The following is a 12,375-nucleotide window of genomic DNA, read 5'->3' on the forward strand; positions in this document are numbered from 1 at the left end:
TCTGTGTTAGGGTTGTCCGCGATGCCATCCGAGTTCGCATTTCCCGAAGGTTTTGTGTGGGGAGCCGCCACCGCCGCGCCCCAGATCGAAGGAGCGGCTGCCTTGGATGGGAAGGGGGATTCGGTCTGGGACGTGTTCTGCCGGGAGCCGGGACGCGTGTACGGTGGGCATACACCGGAGAAGGCGTGCGATTTCTACCATCGCTGGCCGGACGATGTTGCGATGATGCGGGCCGCAGGTTTGCCTGCATTCCGCTTGTCCATTGCGTGGCCGCGGGTGATGCCGGAGGGGACGGGATGCATCAATGAGGCTGGATTGGCATTCTATGACAGACTGATCGACGGGCTTTTGGAGGCGGGCATCCGCCCCTACATCACCTTGTTTCACTGGGATCTGCCGGAAGTGCTGCAGGAGCGAGATGGCTGGGCGAACCGCGACATGGCCGGGTGGTTCGCGGACTATGCGGCGGAGGTGACAGCGAAGCTCGGCGACCGGGTGAAGGATTGGATCACCTTCAACGAGCCGCAGATCTTCCTCGGTTTCGGGCATCGCGCGGGCATTCATGCGCCGGGTTTGAAATTGTCCGAGGCGGATGTGCTGCGATGCGCGCATCATGTGAACCTTGCCCACGGTCGGGCGGTCGGAGCGATCCGCTCCCAAGTGAAGGATGCGAAAATCGGTATGGCGCAGGTGGCGAACGTGGGCATTCCAGCGGACCCGGATGATCCCGGGTCGGTGGAAGCGGCGCGGCATGTCACGCTGGAGCCGGAGTGGACCGGCGATGCCTCGATGTTCCTCGGCTCCTGCTGGTGGTCGCAGCCGATGTATCGGGGCTGCTATCCGGAATCACTGGCGGCACGGCATCCGCGTTTCCTCGAAACGGTGGTGAAGGCGGGGGATTTCGCGGAGATCTCGCGGCCGGTGGATTTCCACGGCTTCAACTACTACTTTGGTCGTAGAATCGCGGCGGATGGATCGGTGGTGAAAGCCCCGCCCGGTGAACCACGCACCGCCTTTGGCTGGCCGCTGCATGCGGAGGGAATGTATTGGGCCGCACGGTTCTATCATGAGGCGTGGGGGTTGCCGCTGTATGTGTTCGAGAACGGGTTGTCTTCGATGGATTGGGTGGATGTGGGCGGTCGTGTGCCGGATACGATGCGAATCGATTTCCTCACCCGCTATTTGCGCGAACTGCACCGTGCGATAGCGGATGGTGCGGACGTGCGCGGATGGTTCCACTGGTCGTGGATGGACAACTTCGAGTGGGCGGATGGGTACAAGGAACGCTTTGGATTGGTCCACGTGGATTACGAGTCACGGAAGCGCACACCGAAAGACTCGCTGGCATGGCTCAGCGAGGTGATTCGGAGGAATGGGGGCAACCTCTGAAGAAAATCACGAAGGGACACGAAATCAGAAAGAACTTCCGTCGATCACTTCCTTTCGTGGAGTTTCGTGTGTTTCGTGGTTGATGGATTCAGGGCGTTTTGATCTCGAGCAGGTTTTTGTCGTCCTTGAGGAGCGATGAGAACAGGGAGGCATCCACTGAGAATCCTCCGCGTCGGTAGGGATGTGGGGTTTCGGTGGTTTCCACGTCCTTGCCGTTCAGACGCACGGCAGGGGATCCGCGATGGAACACCACTTTCAACGGCTTGCCATCCCAAGTGAGTGTGGTTTCCAGGCCGTTCGCGATCTCTGGCAAAATCGGATCGAGACACACGCGGTCGTAGTGACGGCGCAGGCCCAACACCCGTGTGCGGACCAGATGGCAGAAAAGTCCGGGGCCACTGGAGTAGAGACGCCAGCCACCGGCCACCGGGATCTTGCCGGCAACGATGTCTTCATAGCGGTCCGCGGCTTCATAGCGGTCATGCACTGCGGCATCCGAGCTACTGAAGTAAAGGTTTGCCTGCCGTGGCAGCGCGTGGGGCACCGAACGGGTGAGGCCCACCGGATTGACCTGCTGAAGTCCGAGCCACAGCGCATCACGCTCGCCGAGAATCGAGAGCATTTCGAGATAGCGCAGATGGGCGTGCGAATAGAACACGCCGATCTCGCGGGCGAAGGCGGCGGAGCTTTCCGCGCGTTCGAAGATCTTGCGCGGTCCACCACGGTAAGGCGCGGGCCGGTCCATCAGACGCGCGCCATCGGCGGCGAGGAGCTTTTCACGAATGATGACAAGGTGATGCTCCGCTTGTTCCTTCGAGAACAGTCCGGAGATGATCGCGCGTTTCATCGGCAGCAGGCGGTAGTGGATGCCGGTTTCGGTGTCCCGCGGATGCAGCAGGGGATGACCCGCCTTGCCATCTTCATCGAAGACGAAGAAGCCGCTGGCCACGCCATCCACCACCAGCCAGCGATGGAAGTCGGCATGCACCGCATCCGCGAACCCGGCGAGACCCGCGATGCTCTTGCCGCTGCGTTGCTCCAGTTCCTCCAGGCGACGGAGCACTTGATAGGAGAGCGCGACGGTCCAGGTGCTGACCATGTGCTCGCGCAGCTCCGGGCGCGCCGGTTGCAGCGAGTCGTCCCAATCGCCCTCGCCGTAACGCAGCAACGCGGTGCCGGGGAAACATTGCTGGCGCATCCATGCCACCGCGGCTTCCACATGGGCGAGGATGGTGGTGGGTTTGTCCACCGGGCGTGCCGTGTTGGCATCGGTCCAATCGACCAACTCATCGAGGAAGGCGAAGTCGGAGGAGTTCTCGATATAGTCGCACAGCGCCTTCAGCGGCCACAGCGGGATATCGCCATGCATGTGGCGCTGCTGGATCCAGCCGAAGGGATCGAGCATGAACCACTGCGGCCAATCGCCGCTGCCGAGATACTGATGGCTGAAGACGGACACGAGCGTCTCGCGCACCGCATCGTTACGGTCGATGGCGAGCAGCAGTTCCACGGAGCCCTGCGTGACATCGCGACAACCCCATGCACCGCCGTTCCATTGTTCCAGGCCATGCGGATCGCTGTAGTGGATGATGCCGTTGTGAATGAACCACGGCAGGATGGCATCGAGCGCCTCTACCTCCGGGAGATCGACACCGGAGACGCGCAGGGCACGGGTGGCGGCCTGCCAGACCGGTTGCGCTTTCGGGCGTGCAACGTAAGCGCGGGTGAAGCCACTCAAGCGAAGGCCGAACTCTTTCACCGCGGCGGTCTCATAGACGAGGTGCGACGTCGCCGCCTGTTCGAAGCCGAGTCGTTCCGAGCCGCCAATGTTCCGGAATGCAGTGGGGTCGAGCGCCTCGACGGTGAACTTCGCGTCCGGAAAATGTTTTCGGGCCAGGGAATCCGGCCCGGCTTGAACGATGGCGGTGAAGCCATCAAGCGCGATTGAAGCATCCTCCTCACCCTCGCGCTCGCCGCCGACGAGTCCATGGCTGATGACAAACTCCGCGGGTTCGCCCGCCTCCACCACCAGCGAGGTCGTCGCCTCAGGAGCGCCGGTGGAGACTTCCGCCGTCACGCGGATGCGGCGCCCATCGAGCTGATAGATCCACTCGCAGGATGTGAGAGACATCACGAAGGCCGAGGGAATGCCGAGCCATGAGATGCCATCCGCATTCCGAATGCCGATGCGCTGGCCGGAGAAACGTTGCAGGCCGAAGCGTTCGCGCACCGGGCTGAGCAGGCGGTGGAAGCTCGGATGGCCCACTGCGAGCAGGCTCTGGAACACGCCCGCCATGTGACAGGTGGTATCGAGATGATCGTTCACTGCATCGACCGCGGAACCGCTGCGCAGGATGAGTGCATGCGGCCGTGCGGCGGTGTCCTCTTTCATGCGGGTCACCAGGTGACGTCGTTCATTGCCGATGAAGGCCGAGCCGATCTCTCCATTTCCGAGTGTTTCAACCGCGCTCCAATCCGTGCCGAACCATGCTTCGAGACCGGCTTTCGACGGATGACGACCGTGCAGCACGCATGTGGGTGGCGGTGCCGCTTGCAACTGTGGTGGCACCGGGAACTCCATCACCGGCAGATCCTCGATGGCCTGATGCAGGCAGGTGACGTCCTCCGGTCCGCTGGCAGCGGGATGATCCGCGCGGTATTGAGCGATATAGCGGCGTGTCAGCACCGCGCCAGGGGGCACGACCGCAGGTTTTGAATAGATGGCGGGATAGGAGGTTTCATCCTGCCGCACGCGGCCCGGAGCGGGTGCGTCGACAAGTCCGCGCACTAGGCTGCCGCGAGTGCCCTGGGGGCCGAAGAAATCCACGGCATCGGTGCTGAATCCGGCGGTGCCTTCGATCCATGCCTGGATCAGCCACGGATACTTGCCATCGACCGCGAGGTTCTGCCGCGAGGCGATGACGTGGCCGAGCTCCGGATCGATGATCTCATGGTGATCCACATACTGGCTGGTGTAGGACTCGTTCAATCGTGCCGCGAACTGGGTGGTGAGGCCGAGGTCCAATCCATGCACAGCCTGCACGATCACAGGATGGGAGAGGTGATTGGTGGCGGTGACCTCGATCACCCAGCCGTCCCTGATCGGTTGGAGCACGGCGGTGGCTTCGATGCCATCCACTTCCGTTTCCCAACAGGCGGAGTGTTCATCCGCGGAGAAGAGTCCACCGCCGGGACCAGCGAGAGTCACCGCGCGGCGTCCGTGCGCGTCCGCCACCACCAGTGCGATGCGGTGAAGCGATCCTCCGACCGGGCAGCCGAGCAACAGGTTGAGCAGGACATTGTCCGCCCGCAGCGCATGCAGCGTGCCGTCTGGCAGGAACTCGAATACCGGCGAGGTCCCGGTGCGGATCAGGGGGAGATTCGAATAGCGGAGAATCGGTCGCGGCTCGGACATTTGCTTAACATTCCAGCACTCCATGCCGTGGTCGTCAGCTATTTCTTCTCAGGCTGTTTGGGCCGCTTGGATTTTGAAGCGGCTGGTTTTTTCAAATCGGAGGCATGGCGGTTGGAAATTGACCGAGGAGGTGAAGTAGTCTGTCGGTCCATGTCGCTCCGCTTCATTGCCGCCACGGTTTTCCAAACGGGCGGCCCGTAAGCTAGCAACCGTTTTGGAGCGTCCGCGTTCGGCACCTTGAAATCGACGATGTCGAAGCCGTCCTTTTTCACGCCGCGGTAGGAGCGTCCGTCGCTGGCTCCAATCATGATGCGGCGCCCGTCTTTCGCCTCCTTCCCCAAATAGATCTGCACGTGGGTGACGTTCGCTCTGCCGTCCGGACCGAGGGTGCCCCAGAACAAGAGGTCACCCGGCAACAAGGCGGCGAAGGCGGGATCATCCTCATCCGTGACCGATGCGGCGAGCGGGGTGAGCGTGCTTTCTTTTTTCACCCAGTCGTATTGGGCCTGGGCGGAGCGCGGCGGATCGATGCCGACTTTTTCCAGCAGATAGAACACCGCGCCGGAGCAGTCCATGCCGCCGGCCTCCGGTGAAGAACCTGCGTAGCGGTAGGGGATGCCGGGGTGGGCATCGAGTTCCTGCAATGAACGCTCGATGAGGCCCCGGCGCGGCGGGCTCAGCAGTTCGACTCCTTGCAACGCGGGCTGTGCCGCGTGGGCCGCGGTGCAGAGGACAAGGATGATGGGCAGCCTCCATGTCATGCCATACCCTAACACCGGGCGGTGGTGCTTTCAAAAAGCAATGTGCCCGATCCTGAATGCAAAACGCGATGGACACCCTCAGGCATCCATCGCGTGAAATCGGAGAACTCCGTCGAGGGTCAAGCGCCGCCACCGGCGATGTGGGCGAACTTGTCGTCCACGAAGCGCAGGACCAGTTCCTCCACCTTCTCGTCGCCGAGGCGCTCGATCACCTCCACGGAGAAACCGCGGGCGATGAGCTGGCGGGCACGGGTGGGGCAGATGCCGCGGGCTCGCAGGTAGAAGATCTCCTCGTCGCTGATCTGGCAGGAGGTGCTGCCGTGCGAGCACTTCACATCGTCCGCGTTGATCTCCAGGCCGGGCATGGAGTTGGCCTCCGCGTCATCGCTCATGAAGAGGTTGCGGCAGGTCTGGTAGGCGTCGGTGCGGTGCGCGCCCTCGTCCACGAAGATCAGGCCGGAGAAAATGGTACGGGATTTGTCGTAGAGAGAGTTCTTGTAGAGCAGGTCGCTGTAGGCACCCGGGGACACGTGGTGCTGGAAGGTGCGCTGGTCGTATTCCTGGTCGCGGGCCGGGATGCTCACGGAGAGCATGTCCGAGCGGGAGCCTTCGCCCTCGAGGCGGCTGAGCGATTCATTGCGCGCCCAGGTGGCGCCGGTGTTGAGGATGAAGCCGATGGCGGACGCATCCTTGGCCACGCCGGTTTCGTTCACCTGGATGACCTTGGTGTTCTCGTTGAAGGCCTGGATGGCGACGTAATCGAGCTTCGAGCCCGGACCGGCGCTCAGATCGTTCACGGCGATGGCCAGACCGGCGGACGATTCATCGGCGGACTGGAAGTAGTCGACCACGCGCACCTTGGCGTTCGCGCCGGTGACGATGAGCGTGTGCGGGAAGATCACGGTGTTCCCACCGGCGATCCAGTGGAAGACCTCGATGGTGCCCTCAACCTCGACATTGGCCGGGACGTGAACGAACAGACCGTTGCGCAAGTTCGCCTCGTGCAGGGCGGTCCACTTCGCGGAACCCAGGCGGGTCTCCTGCTTCATGAAGTGCTTCTCCACCAGATCGGAGTGGGAAACGAGAGCCTCGGCCAGCGGCAGGCAGATCACTTCCGCTGGGAGATTCGACTCGGAGTGGAGCAACTCGTCATTGCCGAACACGAACTTCGCGACCGGAGCTTCCAGGCCGCTGGAGCGGGCGGTCAACAGGGTGGCATCGGCACCGCCGTTGGTGGGGCGGAATTCGGCGAAATCGAGTTCCTTGATGGAGGAGAAGCGCCATGTCTCATCGCCGCGCTTCGGCTGCGGGGTTTCGAGAAAGCGCTGCCAAGCGGCACGCTGGCGCTCGGCGAACCAAGCGGGGAACGTGGCCGGAGTGACCGGAGCGGAATCGAGGAGTGAGGCGGATTGTTCGAGCACGGCGGGCATCGGAGGCGGGAAAATGATACGTGGTGGGGAGGAGTCGCGGCGTGGTTCAGCCAACCGAGCCTTCCATTTCGAGGTCGATGAGGCGCTTGAGTTCCACCGAGTATTCCATCGGGAACTCGCGGACGAGGTCGTTGATGAAGCCATTCACGGCGAGGGACATCGCGGCGCCTTCGCTGATGCCGCGCTGCTGCATGTAGAAGAGCATTTCCTCCGACACCTGCGAGACGCTGGCCTCGTGCTGGGTGGCGTGCTGGTTGCCGCGCACCGTGATCGCCGGATAGGTGTCGGTGCGGCTGCGGGTGTTGATCAGCAGCGCATCGCACTCGGTGTTGTTCTTGCAGCCCTTGAGGTGCTTCGGGATGTGGACCTGGCCGCGGTAGGTGGAGCGGCCTTCGCCTACGGAGATGGATTTGGAAACGACGTTCGAGGTCGTCTCATCGGCGGCGTGGATCATCTTTGCGCCGGTGTCCTGATGCTGTCCGGTGTTGGCCAGAGCGATGGAGATCACCTCGCCGCGGGCGCGGCGGCCCTTCATGATCACGCCCGGATACTTCATCGTCAGGCGGCTGCCGATGTTGCAGTCGATCCAACGGACTTCCGCGTCCTCCATCGCGAGGCCGCGCTTGGTGACGAGGTTGAAGACGTTCGAGGACCAGTTCTGCACGGTCACGTACTGGATCTTCGCGCCCTTCAGCGCCACCAGCTCCACCACGGCGGAGTGCAGCGTGGAGGTTTCGAACTTCGGTGCGGTACAGCCTTCCATATACATCACCTCCGCGCCTTCGTCGGCGATGATGAGCGTGCGCTCGAACTGGCCGAAGTTTTCGGAGTTGATGCGGAAGTAGGCCTGCAGCGGCTGCTTCAGCTTCACGCCCTTCGGGATGTAGATGAAGGAACCACCGGAGAACACGGCGCTGTTCAGCGCGGAGAACTTGTTGTCGGCGGTCGGGATCACCTTGCCGAACCACGGGCGGAAGATCTCCTCGTGGTGCTTCAGGCCTTCCGTCGAGTTCACGAAGATGACGCCCTGCTTGGTGAGCTCCTCCTTCATGTTCGAGTAGGCGGCCTCGGAATCGTACTGGGCCTCCACACCGGCGAGGAACGCGCGTTCCTGCTCGGGGATGCCGAGGCGCTCGAAGGTGCGCAGCACGTCCTCCGGCACATCCTCCCACGAGCGCTTCGGCTTCTCACCGTCGGACAGGTAGTAGCGGATGATGTCGAAATCGATGTTGTCCAGGTCCTTGGTCGCCCAGTTGGTGGGCATCGGCTTGTCGCGAAAGACCTGCAGCGCCTTGTGGCGGAAATCACGGACCCACTGCGGGTCGTTCTTCACGTCGCAGATATAGTCGATGGTCTTCTCGGTCAGACCGCGGCCGGCATCGAACTTGTGGCGCTCGGGGAAGCTGAAGTCGCCCTTGCTGCGGTCGATGTCGATCGCTTCGCGGGTTTCGGCGTCGATGGTACTGGAAGCTTCGTAGGACATGGAAATCGGGAAAATGGAAAATCAGAGCAGGGGCGTGTCGTCGCCCTCTTCGGGTTCTTCGTCGGTGAACTCCGGTTCGAGATGGGCCTCGAGCAGCCAGAGATTCTTGTCGATGGAATGAGTGGTGCCAATGAGCAGGTCTGCGGTGACCTCGTCATCCACCACCTGGGCATGGTTGATGCCGATGCCAAGCACGGCGGAGACGGCGGCATAGCGTTCGGCCAGCAGTTCGATCAGGTCGAAGCTGCCGGTGGCCTCCGGCGGCAGGGTCGGCAGCGAGGTCACGCTGCCGATGCCGGGCAGGGTGCCGAGGGCGCGGCCGCCGAGGGCGACGGCGCGCTCCGCCAGTTCATCGGTCGATTCATCGAGCTGGCCGACGAAGCCGTCGAGCATCTCGTGGATCGCGATCATGTTGGAACCCCGGACATTCCAGTGCGCCTGCTTCACCTGCAATCGCAGGTCGATCAGCACGGCGATGGTGTCGTTCAGAAGATTGACGACCTTGGCGCGGCTCTGGGCGTCGAGCGGATGGCGGCTGGAGCGGAGGTTCATGGGGGATGTCGGGGATTGGAGTTGGTTTGGATCGGATCAGGCCGTCACGAGTTCCTCGTCCTTGAGGAATTCGTAACCGGACTTCTCCAGCTCCAGAGCAAGTTCCGGACCGCCGGAGCGGACGATCTTGCCCGCAGCCATCACGTGGACGTAGTCCGGGCAGATGTAGTCGAGCAGGCGCTGGTAGTGGGTGATCATCAGGATGCCGCGTTCCGGGGAGCGGGTGGCATTCACGCCGCGGGCCACGATCTTCAGGGCGTCGATGTCGAGGCCGGAGTCGGTTTCATCGAGGATGGCGTACTTCGGCTCCAGCATGAGGAGCTGGAGGATCTCGTTGCGCTTCTTCTCCCCACCGGAGAAGCCTTCGTTCACGGAGCGGCCGGTGAATTTCCGGTCCATTTCCAGAAGATCCATTTTGGAATAGAGGTTCTTATAGTAGGCCACGGCGTCGATCTCCTCGCCCTGCGGCAGGCGGGCCTGGAGGGCGGCACGGATGAAGTTGGCATTCGAGACCCCCGGAACTTCGGACGGATATTGGAAGGCGAGGAAGATGCCGGCGCGGGAGCGCTCGTCGATGCTCATTTCGAAAATGTCCTCGCCATCGAGCGTGACGCTGCCACCGGTGACGACGTAGCCCTCATGGCCGGCGATGACCTTGGAAAGGGTGGACTTCCCGGAACCGTTTGGTCCCATGATGGCGTGGACTTCCCCGGCGGGGATTTCGAGGTTCACACCCTTGAGGATTTCGGTGCCGTCTTCGAGCGTGGCGTGGAGGTCTTTGATGACGAGGGACATGGCGTGGGAGTCGGGAATCAGTGGGAGGGGGTGGAAGAGGGGAGTTCGCCGCGCAGCGTGATTTCCACATCGCTGATCACGGTGCCAGGTGGCAGGTCGAGAAGGTCGGCGAGGTTCACGCCGGGTTTGAAGGTCACGTCGTGGATCGCGCCGGTGGACTCGTCGTGGAAATGACCGTGCTCCTCCAGGTTCGGGCAGAACCGGGACGGATTGCGGTCGAAGTTCACCTGCCGGACGATGCCGTGCTGAACGAGGACTTCGAGGCAGTTGTAAACCGTTGCCAATGAGATGTTTGGCAGGGAGTCCTTGACCCGCAGGAAGACGTCGTTCGCGGTCGGATGATCACGGTTCGTCATCAGGACGCGGTACACCTCCCGCCGCTGGCGGGTCATGCGCAGTCCCTCGATTTCATCGGGGATTGGCATTTCGGAGTTGCTGTCTGACAGATCGTGGACCATTCCGGCGCGGGAAACTACGGCTCCGGAATCCAATATCAAGAATTATTCTAAAAAGCTGCAAACAGTTTTGGTGATTCAAAAGTTACCCGGATTTCCCTCCGTTTTCGGCAGTTCCAGAAGGAGGACTGCACAAAAAGAGCCGACGAGGCGCAATGCCTGCCGGCTCCAAAAGGCTGAAATAGCTCGAGTTGTTACTTCGTGCTGGAAGTGGCTCCCGCGCCGTCTTCCGGCAGGATGTCATTGAGCACGCGCTTGATGCCTTGGTCGGCAAACTTGCTGCCCGCGAAGATTTGCTTGGCTTTCAGGTACCAGGCCAAGGCGGAGCCGGTCTGTTTCTGATCGCGGTTTTCGAATTGCTTGGCGCGGTCGAGCGCGTTGGTGAACTGGGAGACATTGGGCGCGAGCAGCTCCAGTTCACGACCCAGCTTCGGATCGTCCGGGAAGGATTCGCGCAGCTCGGCGAGCTGTTCCCAAGCCGCGCAGGACTGGCCCATCTTGCTAAACTCGGCGGCCTTGCCGAGGGCGGTTTCGATCTTGGTCAGGTTGGTGATGATCTGCTTGAAGGCGTCCTCGCGGCCCGGATCACCCTGAATCGCCGGGGCCAGCTCATATTGGCGGCGCAGGATCTCACGATAGTTTTTTTCGGTGAGCAGGCGGTCGAAGTCGTTGCGGGCGGTGACCAACGGACCGGCGGCTCCGATCATCTGGCGGAATTCGGAGAGCTTCGGATTGGTCGGCCAGATTTCCGCGGCGGCCTTGATCTTCTCGGCGGCCTTGTCGTTGTTTTTCGAGAGCAACTGGGCTTTCGCTTCCTCGATGGCGAGGTCGGAGGCGAGGGTGTAGCCGGCGATGGCACTGTCCACCTTCGAGGACGGGAAGTCCTTCGCATCGGTCTTCAACTTGTCGGCCAGCGTCTTCGCACGGGTGTAATCGTGGGCTTCCAGGGAACCATAGAGCTCATGAAGGTCGCGGACGTAGGCGGCCACGCGGAGCTTCTTGTCCAGTGAGAGGGATGCGACCGGGCCGAGGTATTCGCCGATGGCATAGGCTTCCATCAACCGCTGCGAGGCGGAATGAAGTTCGCCGCGGGTCAGCATCAAATTGAAGGCCTCGATGTACTTGTCCACCTCGCGAATGGCATCGTTGGAGAACGAGTCGAGCGAGGACACTGTCGGGCTCATGCCCACGGACTGGGTGAAGAGCTTGCTGACGTCCGAGTTCTTGTCGATGCGGAGGGCGGAGTCCCCGTCCTTCCAGATCTGGTTGTAGAAACGGGAGGCCATCAGGACGTGCTCATAGCGGCGCTGGGCGAACCATTGCATCATGTTCACCTGATACTGGGTTTTGGCCTGGATCGTCTGAACTTCCGTCTGGAGGATGTTCTTCTTTTTGAGGGCCTCGATCTCGACGATGCGGCGGAGGGCGTCCTTGTAAGCAAGCGATTTGGTGCCCGTGCCTTCACGTTCCACCTGCTGGGTGGTCGTCCCCTGGTTGGTCCGGGTCGTCTGATCCAGCATCTGCGAGCGGTTGTGGGAGGTTTCCCAGTCCTGCTTGGCGGTGAGAGCTTTCTTTTCCTGCTCGATGGAATCGTTGAGTCCTTTCAGCCCATTCACGTCCTGCTTGGCCAGCATGGCCACGTAGATGGCCTCGGCCAGCGAACTGCAGATGTTGGCATCGCCCGGGTAGGTGCCTGCGGACGGCAGTTTTTTGAATGCCTCGTAGAGCTGTGGTCCGCCTTGGCGGAGCGGGGAGATCGTGGCGAGGATGTCCTTGATGTTGGCGCGGTACTCCATCGCTTCCTCCGAACTTTCCGGCGGCTGGCTGAGATACTTCTCGAACCGCGCCTTGAGGATGCGGTTGTCCCCCAGCGGAATGGTCATGCCGCCGATGGTGATTGTCTCCGCGGATGGATCGAGCATCGGCAGTTCACTGCCGAGCGGGCTCTTCTTGTCCGGCTGTTGCGGCCGGGTGACCGTGGTGTCCTGGCTCGGCGGCGTCACCGGGGCGGTGGGCGGCGGCACGTAGACCCCGCCCTGGCCGGCGGCCATGCCCGAGAGGAGGAGAAGCGTGTAGAAGGGTTTCATGGCTTGTG

The 12,375-nt window shown here is 62.1% G+C and carries 9 protein-coding genes; 1 reads left to right on the forward strand and 8 read right to left on the reverse strand.

The features are described from left to right. Window positions 1-21: 21 nt before the first annotated feature. Window positions 22-1,389, forward strand: coding sequence for a GH1 family beta-glucosidase (locus tag KBB96_RS20430; RefSeq protein WP_211631346.1), 1,368 nt, complete (start codon window positions 22-24; stop codon window positions 1,387-1,389). 88 nt (window positions 1,390-1,477) lie between these two features. On the opposite strand, the gene KBB96_RS20435 is transcribed toward KBB96_RS20430, so the two are convergent. From KBB96_RS20435 to KBB96_RS20470, 8 genes are all read right to left on the reverse strand, one after another. After that, a complete protein-coding gene (locus KBB96_RS20435) occupies window positions 1,478-4,804 on the reverse strand; it encodes a GH36-type glycosyl hydrolase domain-containing protein (protein ID WP_211631347.1) in 3,327 nt (1,108 codons plus the stop codon). A 38-nt stretch (window positions 4,805-4,842) separates the two neighbouring features. Further along, window positions 4,843-5,565: a C40 family peptidase gene (locus KBB96_RS20440; protein ID WP_211631348.1), complete on the reverse strand. Its 723-nt coding sequence runs from the start codon at window positions 5,563-5,565 to the stop codon at window positions 4,843-4,845. A 119-nt stretch (window positions 5,566-5,684) separates the two neighbouring features. After that, entirely contained in the window at window positions 5,685-6,995 is a 1,311-nt protein-coding gene (gene sufD, locus KBB96_RS20445; protein WP_211631349.1) for a Fe-S cluster assembly protein SufD, read from the reverse strand. Window positions 6,996-7,041: 46 nt separating this feature from the next. Then, on the reverse strand, window positions 7,042-8,478 hold the full coding sequence (gene sufB / locus KBB96_RS20450; RefSeq protein WP_211631350.1) for a Fe-S cluster assembly protein SufB: 1,437 nt from the start codon (window positions 8,476-8,478) through the stop codon (window positions 7,042-7,044). A 21-nt stretch (window positions 8,479-8,499) separates the two neighbouring features. After that, a complete protein-coding gene (gene dps / locus KBB96_RS20455; RefSeq protein WP_211631351.1) occupies window positions 8,500-9,030 on the reverse strand; it encodes a DNA starvation/stationary phase protection protein Dps in 531 nt (176 codons plus the stop codon). Between the two features lie 36 nt (window positions 9,031-9,066). Next, complete coding sequence (sufC, locus tag KBB96_RS20460; protein WP_211631352.1) at window positions 9,067-9,825, reverse strand: Fe-S cluster assembly ATPase SufC; 759 nt, start codon at window positions 9,823-9,825, stop codon at window positions 9,067-9,069. Between the two features lie 17 nt (window positions 9,826-9,842). After that, on the reverse strand, window positions 9,843-10,250 hold the full coding sequence (locus KBB96_RS20465) for a Fur family transcriptional regulator (protein WP_226373598.1): 408 nt from the start codon (window positions 10,248-10,250) through the stop codon (window positions 9,843-9,845). Window positions 10,251-10,474: 224 nt separating this feature from the next. Next, entirely contained in the window at window positions 10,475-12,367 is a 1,893-nt protein-coding gene (locus KBB96_RS20470; protein WP_211631354.1) for a hypothetical protein, read from the reverse strand. Window positions 12,368-12,375: the final 8 nt, after the last annotated feature.

This window comes from Luteolibacter ambystomatis, from assembly GCF_018137965.1.
GTDB lineage: Bacteria > Verrucomicrobiota > Verrucomicrobiia > Verrucomicrobiales > Akkermansiaceae > Luteolibacter > Luteolibacter ambystomatis.

What these genes read in the sequence shown, in the direction of transcription:
- KBB96_RS20470 (WP_211631354.1), bottom strand. Translation starts at nt 12,367, where the DNA reads ATGAAACCCTTCTACACGCTTCTCCTCCTCTCGGGCATGGCCGCCGGC.
- KBB96_RS20430 (WP_211631346.1), top strand. Translation starts at nt 22, where the DNA reads ATGCCATCCGAGTTCGCATTTCCCGAAGGTTTTGTGTGGGGAGCCGCC.
- dps (WP_211631351.1), bottom strand. Translation starts at nt 9,030, where the DNA reads ATGAACCTCCGCTCCAGCCGCCATCCGCTCGACGCCCAGAGCCGCGCC.
- sufD (WP_211631349.1), bottom strand. Translation starts at nt 6,995, where the DNA reads ATGCCCGCCGTGCTCGAACAATCCGCCTCACTCCTCGATTCCGCTCCG.
- sufC (WP_211631352.1), bottom strand. Translation starts at nt 9,825, where the DNA reads ATGTCCCTCGTCATCAAAGACCTCCACGCCACGCTCGAAGACGGCACC.
- sufB (WP_211631350.1), bottom strand. Translation starts at nt 8,478, where the DNA reads ATGTCCTACGAAGCTTCCAGTACCATCGACGCCGAAACCCGCGAAGCG.
- KBB96_RS20435 (WP_211631347.1), bottom strand. Translation starts at nt 4,804, where the DNA reads ATGTCCGAGCCGCGACCGATTCTCCGCTATTCGAATCTCCCCCTGATC.
- KBB96_RS20440 (WP_211631348.1), bottom strand. Translation starts at nt 5,565, where the DNA reads ATGACATGGAGGCTGCCCATCATCCTTGTCCTCTGCACCGCGGCCCAC.
- KBB96_RS20465 (WP_226373598.1), bottom strand. Translation starts at nt 10,250, where the DNA reads ATGCCAATCCCCGATGAAATCGAGGGACTGCGCATGACCCGCCAGCGG.